12 protein-coding genes are annotated in these 15,508 nt (G+C 51.8%); 8 read left to right on the top strand and 4 right to left on the bottom strand.

What is annotated here, in order from left to right; genetic code table 11:
• Positions 1-21: 21 nt before the first annotated feature.
• Entirely contained in the window at positions 22-645 is a 624-nt protein-coding gene (locus tag QUF18_RS08140) for a DUF1285 domain-containing protein (RefSeq protein WP_289386797.1), read from the bottom strand.
• A 169-nt stretch (positions 646-814) separates the two neighbouring features.
• On the opposite strand from QUF18_RS08140, the gene QUF18_RS08135 reads away from it, so the two are divergent.
• Genes QUF18_RS08135 through QUF18_RS08120 form a run of 4 tightly spaced genes read left to right on the top strand, consistent with a single transcriptional unit; the run spans position 815 to position 7,712 of the window.
• Complete coding sequence (locus QUF18_RS08135) at positions 815-1,819, top strand: AAA family ATPase (protein ID WP_289386560.1); 1,005 nt, start codon at positions 815-817, stop codon at positions 1,817-1,819.
• Positions 1,819-2,733 carry a DUF58 domain-containing protein gene (locus QUF18_RS08130; protein WP_289386559.1) on the top strand — a complete coding sequence of 305 codons (915 nt, stop codon included), beginning with the start codon at positions 1,819-1,821 and terminating at the stop codon, positions 2,731-2,733. Before QUF18_RS08135 ends, QUF18_RS08130 begins: the two co-directional genes overlap by 1 nt.
• Complete coding sequence (locus QUF18_RS08125; protein ID WP_289386558.1) at positions 2,734-5,622, top strand: DUF4159 domain-containing protein; 2,889 nt, start codon at positions 2,734-2,736, stop codon at positions 5,620-5,622.
• A gap of 2 nt (positions 5,623-5,624) precedes the next feature.
• The gene (locus tag QUF18_RS08120; RefSeq protein ID WP_289386796.1) at positions 5,625-7,712 is read left to right on the top strand and encodes a glutamine amidotransferase; all 2,088 of its coding nucleotides are present in this window, start codon (positions 5,625-5,627) and stop codon (positions 7,710-7,712) included.
• A gap of 42 nt (positions 7,713-7,754) precedes the next feature.
• Here the strand turns inward: QUF18_RS08120 and QUF18_RS08115 are convergent, their stop codons facing one another.
• Positions 7,755-8,285: a GNAT family N-acetyltransferase gene (locus QUF18_RS08115; protein WP_289386557.1), complete on the bottom strand. Its 531-nt coding sequence runs from the start codon at positions 8,283-8,285 to the stop codon at positions 7,755-7,757.
• A 399-nt stretch (positions 8,286-8,684) separates the two neighbouring features.
• Between QUF18_RS08115 and QUF18_RS08110 the strand changes: the two genes are divergently transcribed.
• Positions 8,685-9,662 (top strand): glutathione S-transferase family protein, encoded by a 978-nt coding sequence (locus QUF18_RS08110; protein ID WP_289386556.1) that lies wholly within the window; start codon positions 8,685-8,687, stop codon positions 9,660-9,662.
• Between the two features lie 272 nt (positions 9,663-9,934).
• Positions 9,935-10,633 (top strand): OmpW/AlkL family protein, encoded by a 699-nt coding sequence (locus QUF18_RS08105; protein ID WP_289386555.1) that lies wholly within the window; start codon positions 9,935-9,937, stop codon positions 10,631-10,633.
• Positions 10,634-10,684: 51 nt separating this feature from the next.
• Here the strand turns inward: QUF18_RS08105 and QUF18_RS08100 are convergent, their stop codons facing one another.
• Both QUF18_RS08100 and QUF18_RS08095 read right to left on the bottom strand, forming a co-directional pair.
• A complete protein-coding gene (locus QUF18_RS08100) occupies positions 10,685-11,656 on the bottom strand; it encodes a small ribosomal subunit Rsm22 family protein (RefSeq protein WP_289386554.1) in 972 nt (323 codons plus the stop codon).
• A gap of 105 nt (positions 11,657-11,761) precedes the next feature.
• The gene (locus QUF18_RS08095) at positions 11,762-12,979 is read right to left on the bottom strand and encodes a DUF2333 family protein (protein WP_289386795.1); all 1,218 of its coding nucleotides are present in this window, start codon (positions 12,977-12,979) and stop codon (positions 11,762-11,764) included.
• A gap of 695 nt (positions 12,980-13,674) precedes the next feature.
• Between QUF18_RS08095 and QUF18_RS08090 the strand changes: the two genes are divergently transcribed.
• Together QUF18_RS08090 and choW are read left to right on the top strand one after the other, a co-directional pair.
• On the top strand, positions 13,675-14,556 hold the full coding sequence (locus QUF18_RS08090; RefSeq protein WP_289386794.1) for a choline ABC transporter substrate-binding protein: 882 nt from the start codon (positions 13,675-13,677) through the stop codon (positions 14,554-14,556).
• A gap of 113 nt (positions 14,557-14,669) precedes the next feature.
• Positions 14,670-15,506, top strand: coding sequence for a choline ABC transporter permease subunit (gene choW, locus QUF18_RS08085; protein ID WP_289386553.1), 837 nt, complete (start codon positions 14,670-14,672; stop codon positions 15,504-15,506).
• Positions 15,507-15,508: the final 2 nt, after the last annotated feature.

The raw sequence follows: 15,508 nt of genomic DNA, 5'->3' as shown, positions 1-15,508 counted from the left end.
GTTATAAAATCTGTCATTTTATCACTGTAAGTTTTCAGCAGCCATTACCGGAAATAACTGGCCGCTTGAGCGCAAGGCAAACATCAGCTGCCCGTCGATCAGCAGCTCTTCACCAAGCGCCACCAGATCATACATCACAGCACGACTGACCAGCGCTTCGAGACGCCCTCTGACCAATATATAGGGTTTCAATCCGCCGGTTTCATCATCAATAACAAAACGCAGCGAATGTTCTGCATCCACTTTCACCACATCACCGACATTGGTGCGGAAGGTCAGAACCTGTGTGTCCCCCTCACCGGAAACATGCATCTCTACGGCATTGAAATGGGCATCCTCAACACGAATGGCAATCTTCTCAACCGGCGTTACCAGATAGGTTTTGCCATCTGCATCTTTGCGCAACACTGTTGAAAACAAACGCACCAGCGCCGGACGGCCAATCGGTGTACCCATATAGAACCATGTACCGTCGGCCTTGATTTCCATATCCAGCTCACCGCAAAAATCCGGTTCCCAGCGTTCAACCGGTGGCAGGCCGCTCCCTTCTTTACCGTCAGGTAACTGGCTTGCAGCACGACGCATCAGGGCATCAAGACCACTCTCAGAACTGATAGTCACACCGGCATTCAGATTGTTTTTCATGTCACTGCCGCTATTCATTTCAGTTTCCTGTTAAGACCGCTGCCCGATAATCCAATGCTGCACGATTAAACAGTGCAGAACCATTTACGCTTGCCTTAGCATGACATAGTCTTGCCCGATGATTCAAGTAATCTGGATAAAGCATCTGTTCAGGAATTAAGAGGACATTATGAATTTTACCACTGCGCCGAACATTGATCCTGAGGCCGTTATAAAGGCTGCCGATCAGGCTGTCAGTGATATCAACCGGATACGTGAGCAAATCGGACAGGTCATCTATGGTCAGCAACAGGCCGTTGAGAATACGCTGGTCGCATTGCTTGCCGGTGGTCATGCCCTGCTGGTCGGTGTGCCGGGTTTGGCAAAAACACGTTTGGTGGAAACGCTGGGCACTGTTCTCGGTCTTGATGAAAAACGCATCCAGTTTACACCGGATCTGATGCCGTCCGATATTATCGGTTCTGAAGTGATGGATCAGGACAGCGACGGCCGCCGCTCCTTCCGTTATATTAAAGGGCCGGTTTTTGCCCAGCTGCTGATGGCCGATGAAATCAACCGTGCTTCGCCACGCACCCAGTCTGCTTTGTTGCAGGCGATGCAGGAATATCATGTCAGTGTCGCCGGTCAGCGCCATGATCTGCCAAGCCCGTTCCATGTACTGGCAACGCAGAACCCGCTGGAACAGGAAGGCACTTATCCGCTGCCGGAAGCACAGCTTGACCGTTTTTTAATGCAGATTGATCTGGATTATCCCGATCTGGATGCCGAGCGTGCGGTTCTGCTCAACACCACTGGCACAGCACAGGCACGACCGGTCAAAGTGATTGAAGCTGCCCGCCTGCAGGAAATCCAACAGCTGATCCGTCAGATGCCGGTGCCGGAAACTGTGCTTGAAGCTATCCTCAAACTGGTACGCTCTGCCCGCCCTGATGCGGATAATCTTCACGCAAAGAACCACATCAGCTGGGGACCGGGTCCGCGTGCCGGACAGGCATTGATGCTCTGCACCCGCGCCCGCGCGCTTTATGAAGGCCGCCTCGCACCATCCGTTGATGATGTGAAAGCGCTGGCTGAACCGGTTCTCCAGCATCGTATGGCTCTGAATTTTGCCGCCCGTGCCGATGGTGTGAGCGTGCGTGATGTGATCGCCAAACTGACACAGGTTCTCGATTAATGGTTGCGACGGGTGCCATAACCAGTCCGGAACAGGCCGTTGACCTGCTTAGTCCGTCCCGTCAGCAGGCAGCATTGATGCCGGATTTGATCACACAGGCACGTCATATTGCCGGTTCTGTAATCAATGGCTGGCATGGCAGACGCAAACGCGGTGCCGGCGATAATTTCTGGCAGTTCCGCCCATATGCGCAGGGCGATATGCTCTCGCGTATTGACTGGCGGCGCTCTGCCCGTGATGACCATACCTATATGCGGGATCGCGAATGGGAAACGGCACATACGATCTGGTTGTGGTGCGATCCTTCACCGTCTATGCTGTATCAGTCCCGTTTCAGTCCTGTTTCCAAGCAACACCGTGCGCTGGTGCTGACTTTGGCGCTGGCCGAATTGTTCAGCCGTTCCGGTGAGCGCATCGCCTATCCGGAAGTGATGCAGCCATTGCTTGCGCGTAACGGCGCTGAGCGGCTGGCAACTGCATTGCTGCAACAAAAAGCAGTATCTGCAGAACCTGATTTACAATCTTTGCAGCGCTTTAACGAGCTGGTGCTGATCAGCGATTTTCTGCAACCGGCAGATATCCTGAGCGCCAAGCTGGATCAAATTGCGAGACGCGGCATCCGCGCACATCTCATCACCGTTGCCGATCCTGCCGAAGCAGATTTTCCTTTTGCAGGCCGCACGGAATTTCGTGATCCGGTCAGCGGAGCGGTTCTGATCGCCGGTCAGGCGCAGACCTATGCGGAAGAATATCGCAGGCTCTATCAGGCGCAGCGCGAATTTTTACGCGAGACCTGCACGCGCTTTGGCTGGAGCTTTATCACCAGCCCAACCGACAAACCGGCAGCACAGGCGCTCACGACATTGCATGGCTTTTTAGCGCAGTCTCACACCGCATCCGGAGGCGCGTTTTAAATGCCGCTGATTTTCACTGCCCCGTGGCTGCTTGCCGGTCTGGCAACTTTGCCTGTTATCTGGTGGCTGCTGCGGGCAACGCCGCCAAAACCGGCGCAGGAACCATTTCCCCCACTGGCTATTCTGGCAAGGATTGCACGCCACGATCAGGAAGCCAGCAAAAGCCCGTGGTGGCTGACGGCATTGCGCCTGCTGCTGGCAGCACTCGTCATTTTCGCCGTGGCGGGCCCTGTCTGGAAACCACAGCCCATCACTTTTACCGGCGCGCAACCGGTTGTCATTATGATTGATAATGGCTGGGCTTCGGCACCACATTGGGCAGAATTTGAAAATCAGGCACAATGGCTGATCGCCAATGCCGAGAAAAATGATGCGCCGGTCTTTTTGACCGCGACGGCAGATCCGCAGAATTCGGCAAGCGGGCCTTTTACGGCCGCACAAGCACTGGAACGTCTGCAAGCACTGGAGCCGCGCCCTGTGCCGGTTGAGCGTCTTGCCACAGCAGAACGCCTGACCACTGCTCTGAAAAACACACCGGAAGCCCGCATATTTTATCTGAATGATGGTCTGGAAAGCGCACAGGACAAACAAGCTTTTGCTGCGCTGGATAAGGTTCAGGCGGTTTCCTTGCAACTGATCATGCCTGAAAGCCAGCCGCTTTATGCCATTCAAGGCGTTTCCAATCAGCAGGATGCGTTGACCGTGAGCCTGTTGCGCCCGTCTGATGATCGTAAAGCTTCGCGAGCCCAGATCAGCGCCTATGATAATCAGGGGCGCGTATTGGCGCAGACCCAAGCGGAATTTGCAGAAAATGCTGACAAGGCAACCGCGCAACTGACCATACCGGTTGAATTGCGCAATGATATTGCCATGGTGCGTGCAGACCAAATGCGCCACGCCGCTGCCACATGGTTGCTGGATGATAATAATCGCCGCCGCCGTGTCGGCTTGCTCGATGCCGGCAATGCGGATAAGGCACATTCACTGCTGTCGCCGCTGCATTATATTTCGTCCGCCATGGCACCCTTTGCCGATCTGATCAGCGCTAATGACCGTGATCTGGCTCAGTCCGTTGATAGTCTTTTGGAAAAGAAACCATCCGTCATCATCTTGTCTGATATCGGGCGTTTGCCGGAAGGCGCGACCACCAAATTATTGAAGTGGGTTGATGAAGGCGGTACATTGCTGCGTTTTGCAGGCCCGCGTCTGGCAGCAGTACAAAGCAGTGACCAGAGCAATAAGCGTGATCCGCTCCTGCCGGTGCAATTGCGCAGCGGTCAGCGTAATCTTGGCGGCACTCTGTCATGGTCAACACCGCAATCCATTGCCCCCGCACCGGAAAACAGCCCGTTCCGCAATATTCAGCTCCCCGATGATGTGACCGTGCTGCGACAAGTGTTGGCAGAACCTTCACCGGATTTGATGCAGAAAAGCTGGCTTAATCTGGCAGATGGTACACCCCTGATTACCGGTGAAAACCGTGGCGCCGGTCGCTTGGTCCTGTTTCATATCGCGCCGGATATCGGCTGGTCGAGCCTGCCGCTATCAGGTGGTTTCGTCGATCTGCTGCGTCGCATCACTGAAACCTCCGGCGCACAAAGTGCGACGGGTAGCGCTGACCAGACAATCACCCTGCCAGCCTATCGCCTGCTCGATGCTGCGGGTAATCTGACAGGACAACAGGTTGCCGCCCGCCCATTGGTGATTGAAAAAGGCAAGACACCCGCAAGCTCAATTCTCAACCCGCCCGGCCTCTACGGCACAGAGCAGGCGCATAAAGCTTTGAACCTGATGACCGCTGACACTGTGCTGAACCCATTATCTAAACCGGATATGACCAGCAATGTCAGCATGGTACCGGCGACCAAAGCCCAGACCATTAATCTGCAGGGCCCGTTCTTTGCACTGGCTGCACTGCTGCTCTCACTTGATGGTCTGCTGATGTTCTGGATTGGCGGCACTTTCGCACGTAACGGACTGCGCGGCTTCAAAACAAAATCCTCCGGCACGGTCAAATCCCTGCTGATCCTGTTTGCCCTGTCTGCAACATTTGCTGCCTCTCCTTTCGCCGCACAACCAGTGCAGGCGCAGACCGTTCAAGTCAAAGATGACGACAGACCGGACGATCAGGCAAAAATTGACGTGCTTGATGTTACGCATCTGGCCTATGTGCTTACCGGCGACAAAGCCGCTGATGACACAAGCCGGATCGGCCTTACCGGCCTCAGCCAATTCGTGTCAGATAAAACATCCATGGAACCGGGTGCACCGGTGGGTGTTGATCCTGAAAAAGATGAACTGGCTTTCTACCCGATGATCTATTGGCCGGTGGATGAGAAAGCACCGTTTCCGAGTGAAAAAGCCTTACAGCGTATTGATGCCTATATGCAGCAAGGCGGCACGGTTATTTTTGACACCCGCGACCAGCTTTCGGCCGGTGCCAGCGGACTTATCGATAACAGCCCTGCAACGCAACGCCTTCGCGATATGCTGGATGTCATGAATATCCCGCCGCTTGCCCCTGTCGCAGACAATCATGTTCTGAGCAAAACTTTTTATCTGATGCCCGATTTTCCGGGTCGTTATCGTGGCAGTCCGCTCTGGGCTGAAGCGCCGGTTGATACTCCCGATGCCAATAGTCAACCGATTGACAGACCTGTTCGCAACGGCGACGGCGTCAGCCCGATCCTGATTACGGCCAATGATCTCGCAGGCGCATGGGCGATGGATGAAAACTGGCAGCCGCTTTATCCGACAGTACCAAATGATCCGATGCAGCGGACCTATGCGCTGCGCGGTGGTGTGAATATGGTTATGTATGTGCTGACCGGTAATTATAAAGCAGATCAGGTGCATGTGCCTGCATTGCTGGAACGGTTGGGGAATTGATGATGAGCCTGTTTTCTCTCCATTTTTCTCCGCTGCTCCCTTCCCTCTGGCTCGCACTCTGTCTGGTGCCACTGGCGCTCATTACCCTTGCAGGTTTAGCCTTACGCAAACGTGGCAGCCTGTTGCGCTTCGCCGGTTTTGCAGCGCTCGCATTGGCCTTGTTTAATCCGGAAGTGACCCGCGAAGAACGTGAACCGCTGAAAACCATTGTTGGCATTGTCGTTGACCGCAGCGCCAGCCAGTCTCAGGGCAACCGCACACAGGATACAGACAGCGCTCTTGACGCACTGAAACAAAAATTCAGCGCGCAGCCCGATATTGAAACACGAATTATCGAAACCGGTGCCGGTAAAGAAAACCGTGACACGACCCGCCTGTTCACAGCACTGAATGAAGGTCTGCGTGATGTACCGCCCTCACGTATTGGCGGCGCGGTTATGATTACCGATGGTCAGGTGCATGATGTGCCGGCCAAAGCAGATGAATTGAATTTCACAGCCCCCGTTCACGGGCTGATTACCGGTACAGGTGATGAGTTTGACCGCAGCATCCGCTTCATCCGCGTGCCGCGCTTTGGTTTGAGCGGCAAGTCACAGGAACTGGTTTTCCGTGTCGAGGATACGGGCAAAACACCCGCGGATGCACTCCCAGCCACTGTTACCATCCGCATGAATGGTGAGCCGGTTGCAACGCTCCCCGCACCAAGCGGCAAGGATGTCAAAACCGAGATTACCCTGCCCCATGCCGGTCGCAACATTGTTGAAATTACCACAGAACCGCTACAGGGCGAAGTCACGACAGCCAATAATCAGGCAGTGGCACTGATTGATGCCATTCGTGAAAATCTGCGTGTGCTGCTGGTTTCCGGCGAGCCGAATAATGGTGAGCGCACATGGCGCAACCTGCTCAAATCCGACACTTCAGTCGATCTCGTGCACTTCACCATTCTGCGTCCGCCGGAAAAACAGGACGATACACCGATCAATGAATTATCGCTGATCGTCTTCCCGACACGCGAATTGTTCGTCGATAAGGTGGAAGATTTCGATCTGATCATTTTTGACCGCTATCAGCACCGCGATGTACTGCCGTTGCTCTATTATGATTATATCGCGCAATATGTGCAAAATGGCGGCGCTTTGCTGATTGCAGCTGGCCCTGAATATGCAGGCAGCATGTCTATCGCCCGCACACCCCTGCTCAGTGTTTTGCCCGCCTTGCCAACCGGAACTGTCACGGAAAAAGGCTTTTATCCGCGCCTTACTGAATCTGGCAAACGCCATCCCGTCACCCGCGGCCTTGAAGGCAGTGAGCAGGAACCACCACAATGGGGGCGCTGGTTCCGCTCTATTGATATTAACGCACCGCAGGGCGAAACCGTGATGCAAGGCTCCGATAATAAGCCGTTGATGGTGCTTGGCCATCAGGGCAAAGGCCGTGTGGGCATGTTGCTGTCCGATCAGGGCTGGCTCTGGGCGCGTGATTTTGAGGGCGGCGGCCCTTATGCATCGCTCTATCGACGTATGGCACATTGGCTGATGCAAGAACCGGAACTGGAAGAAGAAGCCCTGACAGCGAAAGGCACTGCCGATCGTCTGGAAATTACCCGTCAGACGATGAGTGACAAGGCACCGCCTGCCAAAGTCACCACGCCGTCAGGCAAAGTGATTGATGTGCCGCTCACGCAATCTGTTGCCGGTCAGTTCACCGTGCAATTGCCGGTCTCGGAGCAAGGGCTCTATAAAATTGAGAATGGTGATTATTCCGTTCTCGCGCATGTCGGCAATGTGGATACGCCGGAATTGCGCGACAGCATTTCCACCACACAGAAATTGCAGCCGGTAGTACAAACCAGCGGTGGCAATATAATGCGCCTGCGGGAAACCATGCAGCAAACGTCCATCACCATGCCGGATGTGTCCTTGATGAACCACACACAAACGCAAAGCCCTGCCAATATGCTCGGCTTCAAACCGACACAGGACACAAGTCTGGTGGCGGTGCATCGCATTCCGCTTTTCACCAGCCTGCTGGCTTTGGCAGCATTGCTGCTCATTCTCGGTGGTACATGGTATCGTGAAGGGCGCTAAAAAAGAAAAAGGCGGTTTCAGATCACTGAAACCGCCTTATTTTTAAGATGAAAGCTGATTGAGATGCTTTACCCGCCCTGCAAGTTCATGCAGTTCAGGGCCCGACAAATGCTCTGCTCCGGGCAGGACACAAGCCAGCAATCTTTCAGGATTAACTGGTGCCGGCATTATAACTTTATTGGCATCCACTTTCACAAAGCCAAACGCATTGTAATAAGGTGCGTCGCCAACCAACAGGCTCAGCCGGTGTCCGGCTTGTGCCGAGGCTTCCATCGACTGGTTCATCAAAATCCGGCCAATACCGCGGCTTTTCCAGCCATCGCGCACAACCAACGGCCCCAGCAACAAAGCTGGTGTCGTGCCGATTGCAATCGGTGTCATTCTGATTGATCCGATAATCCGGCCGCCATGAAGCGCCACGAAAGACAAATCGCGATCATGCGCCCCACCCTCGCGGATACGTGCCGCCGCACGGACAAATCTGCCCGGACCAAAAGCAAGTTCATTGATTTCTTCGATTTCCGCATCGTGGACGCAGGTTTCCTGCGTATAAGTCAGATCAGTCTGCAACATGGCACATCACAATTTCAGAGATTTTGTATTCAGAATTTTCGCGTTCTTCGGTCGCCATCAAAGGGCGTATAAACGCAAACAGGGTTCCACCGGTGCCGCGCACCGTTTACAATCTCATCGTCGGATGAACTGCAGACCTGTCAATTCCGTTCTCCTGAAAGGTGAATAGCCGCAAACTGATGCGGATATGTTTGCTTAGCATCATTCTTTTTCATCGTAAAGAGCCCCAATGAAAAATGCAGCAATGCAAGTATCGTCCTGTTTTCAGGACAGCGTGTTCCGCAAAAACTGCCAGATCAGACAAGACATTTCGATATTTTGCACTACATTAAGGTTTAGGTTTTATGCCGCTGCCGTTGAATAATCCGGCTCAGAGCGGCCACTATAAAGGATAGTCTCATGGGTCTTTTAGTTGACGGAAAATGGCACGACCAATGGTATGATACCAAGGCCAATGATGGCCGATTTGTCCGTTCCGCATCACAATTTCGCAACTGGATTACAGCGGATGGCAGCGCAGGCCCTAGCGGTACCGGCGGTTTTAAAGCTGAAGCCGGACGCTATCATCTTTATGTATCCCTCGCCTGTCCGTGGGCACACCGCACATTGATTTTCCGCGCCTTGAAAAAGCTGGAAGATGTCATCAGCGTTTCTGTTGTTGATTACCTGATGGCGGAAGAAGGCTGGACACTCACCGGTAAAGACGGCGCAACACCGGATCATCTCTATGGCGCGAAACGCCTTTATGAAATTTATACCCGCGCCGATCCGCATTATTCCGGCCGCGTGACTGTGCCTGTTTTATGGGACAAGCAGCAGCAGACGATAGTCTCCAATGAATCCGCCGAGATCATCCGTATGCTCAATACGGCTTTCAATGAATTCGGCGATGCATCGTTAGATTTTTATCCGGAAGAACTGCGCAGTGAAATTGATGCCCTCAATGAGTTCGTCTATCCGAATATCAATAACGGCGTTTACCGTGCAGGCTTTGCCACTGCACAGGATGCCTATGAAGAAGCTTATAATAATGTGTTTGATGCTCTGGATAAGATTGAAGATATTCTCAGCAAACAGCGCTATCTGGCAGGCACCCGCCTGACAGAAGCAGACTGGCGTCTGTTCACCACGCTGATCCGTTTTGATCCGGTCTATGTCGGGCACTTTAAATGCAATAAAGCGCGTATTGCCGACTATCCGAATATCTCAAACTATGTGCGTGAACTTTATCAGATGGAAGGTATATCCGGCACGGTTAACTTCGCTCATATTAAAAATCATTATTACATGAGCCATAAAACCATCAATCCAACCGGCGTTGTACCGCTTGGCCCTCAACTAGACTATAATGAACCGCATAATCGCAATCGATTTTAAAATATTGAACTGATTATAACTTGATTCATTCAGTAAAAAGCACTTGAAAAGAGTGTTATATACATAAAATTATTATGAATGATTATAAAAGAACGCACTCATCGGCGTGTTAATTTTATCACACCGCATTACAATCAATATGTAATGCGGTGTTTTGCTATGCTTCATTGATTTCAATCAATGGAGAGCTCCTTGCTGCCTGTCATCTTACATGCATTCATAAGCACAACTTAATTTAACCTGTGCATCTCTGAGCTTTGAGGATATCTGACATGGCATTATTTCCGGCAAACCGCCACACATGCGCCCTTCTGGCCGCAACAGCACTTACTGCTCTTGCAGTGCAGCCGGTTCTGGCTGCCGATGCCGTTGTCGCACCGGTAGAACCACAGGTTACAGAGGCATTTCCGGTTGCACTGAGTCCATGGCAGGTTCGCGTTCGTGCACTCGGTGTAATCACAGAAAATAAAGGCCATGTGGATCAGGTACCGGGTTCGGGTCTGAAATCATCCAATACTGTGGTTCCGGAACTCGATATTTCCTACTACTTCACCAACAATATTGCGGCTGAACTGATCCTCGGCACAACCTATTCCAACATTACCGGCAAAGGCGCTATTGATGGCTTGGATGTAGGTAAAACATGGCTGCTGCCACCAACCCTGACCCTGCAATATCATTTCACTGATTTTGGCGCTTTCAAGCCATATATCGGTGCCGGTGTGAACTACACCTTCTTCTATAATCAGAAGAACCACGATACCGATTATCTGAAGATTAAGAACACTTTTGGCGGCGCGCTTCAAGTTGGTTTCGACTATATGATCGACGATCATTGGGGCTTCAACTTTGACGTTAAAAAGCTCTATCTGCGTCCGAACTTCGACGTAACTGTCGGCGGCACAGAAATGAGCGGCAAAGCGAAACTTGACCCATGGCTGATCGGTACAGGTATCACCTACCGCTTCTAATCCTTCACTTAAAAAGCCCGCTTTCAGCGGGCTTTTTTTGTATCTCAACTTTTACTCTGCTCCGATCAGATCGCCCCAATCGGCACGTCGCGCCTGCGCGAATAAGGTTTTATCGCGCTTGGTAATCAGCTGTTCCGCAACAGTACCATCCGTATGGCAGAGCTTGGCAGTGACTTTACCACCACCGATTTTCGGCTGCATCAATACGCGTTGTCCGCCAAGAGTAACCGGTTGACGCGATACCGCCAGATAGCTGAATTTCTCATCTTCCCACGGCACATCCGCCTCTTTGGTCATGCGGTGGATTTTGGTTCGCGCAACGCGCCGCGAAAAATGACACCAGTCAGGCGCCTGTACCGCACAAGACAAACTATGTGTACAAGGTGCAGCAACATGCGCACCCAAAGCCAGCAATTGGCTACGCGCAGCAAGAATACGTTGCCAGCCAGCTGGTGTACCGGGTTCGACAATCACAAACACGCCTTGTGTCAGGTTCCACAATTGCACAAGCAACTTCTGACGCGCCGCTTCATTCAGCTCATCCAGCACATAGGCAAGCGTCACCAGATCCGAAGCGGTTGCATTTTTCAAACCTGTTGTGACATCGGCTGCCACCCATTGCACATCCGCAACCGGCGCATGGGCTGAAAGCTTCTCGCCCACTGTGCGGATAGCACTGCTGCCCTCCAGCAAACGGGATTGTTCGATCTCCGGCCAGACATCAGATGCAGCCCAAAGCGCTGTTCCCGGCCCTGCGCCAATATCCAAATGAGTACGCGGAGAAAACGCATCACATATATGCGCAGTTTCCTGCAAAGCAGAGGTGACAGCGGCAAAAGTCGCAGGCAAACGTGCCGCCAGATAAGCATATGCTGCCAGTTCGTCAGATAAGTGCCACTTACCGTCACGGGTTTCAGCACGATAACGACGGCTCAAAACAGCCGACGCACGCTGCAAATCAGCCAGTGCAACGCCCTGCAATTGTGCATCCACAGCCTGTCTCAATGCAGCCGGTAATTCCATAGTCTCATCCTGATAAAAAACTCTGCCGCATGCTAGAGCGGTTCCATTAAACAGGAACCGCTCTAGCATGCGGCAGAGTGATTTAAAACATAGCTGCTCTGATAATCAGCGCTCCAGAACCTGACGGATATCCACCAGATTGGAACGTACACGCAGGATGTGGAAACCCATCGTTGTCAGATGCGAAGGCGTAAACCATGCGTCCTGACGCCCATTGGAAACAATCACCGGCTGCATATCCAATGCGGAACGCAGTTGCTGCTCCATTGTATCCCACAGACCATCCAGATGTTTTTCTGCCAGAACAGCTTTAAAATCAGAATGCGTTGCACGGATCAAACCATAATAGGCATAGAGTTGGCCATAGGCGAACCAGAAACGATCATCCGCACGGGTATCAAACCAGCCTGCATGATAATTGTCTGAGCGGTCTTTCAGAATAGCCGAGGTCGAACCAAGATCACTGGCAATACGGTCAACATATTGGATGAGATTATCCGCACGCGCATCAAAGGTCGCTTCGCAATTCTCAAGACGCGCATTGAACGAGCGCAGTTCCTTGATTGCAGAACGATAATAGCTTGGTGTCGGTGTTTTAGGGCCAAACGGGCTCAGGCCGAAATACCATGTATCTTCACGGAACTGCATATTTCCGCGCGCTTTCTGCAAGTCGCCGTCAATCTGCGATGTTCCGCGCAGACGCCCAAGGGAATCCACCAGCTCAATCGTGGTACGACGGACAGCCGAATGCACACCGCGCTGGAAAGATGCTTTATTATCCAGAAACGGCGTCCTGTCCCAATCCATCCCGAAGAAGCCGACTTTATAAAACAGCATGGATGAAATCCACGCATTCTGATTGACGTTGAAATCTGTCAATTCTGCCGTTACCTCAGCCAAGGCAGACGGCGCACAAACCCGTGGCTTCGAAGACTGCGAAAATGCACTTTGCGGCGCTGGCTGTTGCTCTGTGTTTTCCGGATTTGCCGGAGCATTTTCTGCAGTATCCTTAGTTGTGTCAGCAGGCACAGCAGTTGTATCAACTAGCTCTTTTGCAGGCTCCGGCGTAGTCAGCGGCATAATATTTTTGGCAGGATCAACCGCCTCACCCGGCGTAACAGCGTTTTGATAGGCATATTTGGCCGGATAGTCCGGATCAAAATTTGTCCAGACCTGTGTCTGAATCATGAAGTAGCCATAGAGGCCCGCCCAGCCGATAACGACCACCGCGACAATGGTTTTCCACAAGACACTCAAACGGCGAAAAACGCGCCAGAGCGCGGCGAGCGGCACAGCGATCAGGCGCAGCAATGCTGCAATCATACGCCCTATAAAAGCAAAGATATTTCCGATGATCCTCACAGCCTCGTCCTTTATTTCAGCTCATATCCGGCATGCTGATCAGCCTGAAACCGGACAAAACATTTTTCCCGTAAACCCTTGCATAGTTTCACAGAAATACGCAACAGCACCGGATTTTTAAATCATGATGCGCATATTCAAGCAGATGTCGTTAAACACTGAAACGTCACTACAGACAGAAAGTGTTTTGAAGCCGCATCCTTACCGTCAATTTAGGTATTCTTATCGGGATATAAAACGGGACATCCGGCATTCAATGGTGATTCTGAATTTAATTTTCAGCTTTAGCCTTGAAATTACTGCATATTATTTTTAGCCTGCCTCATTCCGACTTTAATTGTCGTGTTTGCGGATTCTAGAGGAACAAAACAGCTTGAAGACTCCGGACTTTGATGCTTGTTTAACCTTGAGGGGCCGGAACATGTCGCGCAAAATTGTGCTGCGGTTTTCTGTTCAAACTGCATAAAATCAACAACAGAGCAGTTTCGGGGAAGCGGAAATGCTCTGCATAAATAAATATAATCCGGTCAATGGAGAGATTCATGCATTTCCTGTCAGCAACACATCTGTACCCAACCAAACTGTCGATAACGAAAAATCGGGCAGCAGCTCTGGCGCTTACCTGCGCTGCACTTTTCGCCGGCAGCTCCGGTACAATGGCTGCGGAGCCTGAAGCCTGCTCAACCATCCGTTTCTCTGATGTCGGTTGGACAGATATTACCTCGACCACTGCCGTCACAACAGAAATTCTCAAAACCCTTGGCTATAAAACCGACATCAAAATTCTGTCCGTTCCGGTGACCTATGCATCACTGAGCAAGAAAGACATTGATGTGTTCCTCGGTTTCTGGAACCCGTCTATGGCCGCGGATTTGCAACCTTATCTTGATGATAAAACTGTCATTACCCTGCGCACTAATCTGACCGGCGCCAAATATACATTGGCAGTCCCTGCATTTGCCTATGATGAAGGCCTGAAAAGCTTCGCCGATATTGCCAAGTTCAAAGACAAACTCGGCAATAAAATCTACGGCATTGAGCCAGGCAATGACGGCAATCGCCTGATCCTTGACATGATCACCAAAGGCGCATTTGACCTTAAAGGTTTCGATCTTGCCGAATCCTCAGAACAAGGCATGCTGGCACAGGTCGCCAAAGATATTAAAGCCAAAAAGCCTGTAGTCTTCTTAGGCTGGGAACCGCATCCGATGAATTCGCGCTTTGATATGCGTTATCTCGAAGGTGGCGATGAGTTCTTTGGTCCGAACCTCGGTGGTGCAAAAGTCGAAACCAATGTTTGGAACGGCTATACAGAGCAATGCCCGAATGTCGGTAAATTCCTTACCAATCTCGAATTCACCCTTGAAATGGAAAACCAGATCATGGGTCAAATTCTCGATGATGGTGAGGATCCGGCAAAAGCAGCGACCGCATGGATCAAAGCCAATCCGGACGCGCTCAGCCCTTGGCTGAAAGACGTCACCACAGTGGATGGTAAAGACGGACTGGCAACAGTGAAAGCAGCTTTCGGTCTTTAATATTTGAAGAAAAGCAGCTGTCCTGACCCTCAGGACAGCTGTTTCAGATTTGCAACGCCTTTCGGCACGCAAAATATTTCGAAATAAACTGACAGGAAACGGGGGCCTGACTTTTGGACTGGCTGACATCACAAAAAATTCCCGTCGGGCGCACGGCAAAAAACGCTGTCACCTGGTTAACTGACAATCTTGGCTGGCTGTTTGACGGCTTTGCCGCCATTATGCAGACACTGATTGATGGCCTATTGACGGCACTTAGATTTCCTCATCCGTTTATATTGATTGCGATTTTTGCAGCGATTGCATGGGGTTTGCAGCGCAAAATCTCAACTGTAGTCCTGACCATTCTCGGCTTTCTCTTCGTTCTCAATCAGGGCTACTGGGATCAGACACTGGAAACATTAACGCTGGTTCTCTCGGCCTGCTTCATTTGTATGGCGCTCGGCGTGCCAATCGGCATTGCGACTGCGCACCGGCCAAAGCTTTATGCAACTATTCGCCCGATCCTCGATCTGATGCAGACCTTGCCAACCTTTGTCTATCTTATTCCGGCGATTGTGTTTTTCGGCATTGGTATGGTGCCGGGGCTGCTGGCCACAGCAATTTTCGTGCTGCCTGCTCCTGTACGCCTGACCCATCTCGGTATTTCTTCAACACCTGCCCACCTGAAAGAAGCCGGTGAGGCTTTTGGCGCATCCCGTCGGCAATTGCTCTGGAAGATTGAGCTGCCCTATGCCATGCCGCAAATTCTGGCAGGCCTCACCCAGACCATCATGTTGTCTTTGTCGATGGTGGTGATTGCTGCGCTTGTCGGTGCCAATGGCCTTGGCGTGCCGGTTGTGCGCGCATTGAACTCCGTGAATACCGCGCTTGGCTTTGAAGCCGGATTAGTCATTGTTGTTGTCGCTATTATTCTCGACCGCATCTTCCGTCCGGGCAGGGAAAAATAATC

Origin of the sequence: Pseudochrobactrum kiredjianiae, assembly GCF_030362795.1 — a bacterium.
GTDB lineage: Bacteria > Pseudomonadota > Alphaproteobacteria > Rhizobiales > Rhizobiaceae > Pseudochrobactrum > Pseudochrobactrum kiredjianiae.
This window is presented reverse-complemented; position numbering and strand designations above follow the sequence as displayed.

Excerpts from the sequence above, each read along its gene's own strand:
- QUF18_RS08140 (WP_289386797.1), bottom strand. The coding sequence starts at position 645 with ATGAAAAACAATCTGAATGCCGGTGTGACTATCAGTTCTGAGAGTGGT.
- QUF18_RS08135 (WP_289386560.1), top strand. The coding sequence starts at position 815 with ATGAATTTTACCACTGCGCCGAACATTGATCCTGAGGCCGTTATAAAG.
- QUF18_RS08130 (WP_289386559.1), top strand. The coding sequence starts at position 1,819 with ATGGTTGCGACGGGTGCCATAACCAGTCCGGAACAGGCCGTTGACCTG.
- QUF18_RS08125 (WP_289386558.1), top strand. The coding sequence starts at position 2,734 with ATGCCGCTGATTTTCACTGCCCCGTGGCTGCTTGCCGGTCTGGCAACT.
- QUF18_RS08120 (WP_289386796.1), top strand. The coding sequence starts at position 5,625 with ATGAGCCTGTTTTCTCTCCATTTTTCTCCGCTGCTCCCTTCCCTCTGG.
- QUF18_RS08115 (WP_289386557.1), bottom strand. The coding sequence starts at position 8,285 with ATGTTGCAGACTGATCTGACTTATACGCAGGAAACCTGCGTCCACGAT.
- QUF18_RS08110 (WP_289386556.1), top strand. The coding sequence starts at position 8,685 with ATGGGTCTTTTAGTTGACGGAAAATGGCACGACCAATGGTATGATACC.
- QUF18_RS08105 (WP_289386555.1), top strand. The coding sequence starts at position 9,935 with ATGGCATTATTTCCGGCAAACCGCCACACATGCGCCCTTCTGGCCGCA.
- QUF18_RS08100 (WP_289386554.1), bottom strand. The coding sequence starts at position 11,656 with ATGGAATTACCGGCTGCATTGAGACAGGCTGTGGATGCACAATTGCAG.
- QUF18_RS08095 (WP_289386795.1), bottom strand. The coding sequence starts at position 12,979 with ATGATTGCAGCATTGCTGCGCCTGATCGCTGTGCCGCTCGCCGCGCTC.
- QUF18_RS08090 (WP_289386794.1), top strand. The coding sequence starts at position 13,675 with ATGGCTGCGGAGCCTGAAGCCTGCTCAACCATCCGTTTCTCTGATGTC.